This window comes from Salmonella sp. SAL4457 (genome assembly GCF_046548235.1).
Lineage (GTDB): Bacteria > Pseudomonadota > Gammaproteobacteria > Enterobacterales > Enterobacteriaceae > Salmonella > Salmonella enterica.
Window position 1 is genome coordinate 1 of record NZ_JBGDZO010000217.1, and the last position, 327, is coordinate 327.

Consider the following 327-nt stretch of genomic DNA (forward strand, 5'->3'; position numbering starts at 1 on the left):
GACGTCGGCCAGGTCGATCTCGATCACCGCGGCGTACTCGGCGTCCTTGTCGGCTTCCAGCAGCTCCGGCTTGGCCAGCCAGGCTTCCATCGCCTGGGCGCGACGCTCCAGGGTGCGCGGGTCGCCGTAGCCTACGCCGATCATCCAGCGCAGCAGGGTGATGTTGGACTTCAGGTACTCGGCGATCGCCTGTTCCGGCAGCTTGATGGTGCAGCCGGCGGCGGAACGCTCGGCCGAGGCGTCGGACAGCTCGAAGGCCTGCTCCACGGTCAGGTCGTTGAGGCCTTCGATCTCGAGGATGCGGCCGGAGAAGATGTTCTTCTTGCC

The 327-nt window shown here is 66.7% G+C and carries 1 pseudogene; it reads right to left on the bottom strand.

The features are described from left to right. Positions 1-327, bottom strand: a pseudogene (locus ACLJNW_RS23985) (aconitate hydratase B); the annotation flags it as partial.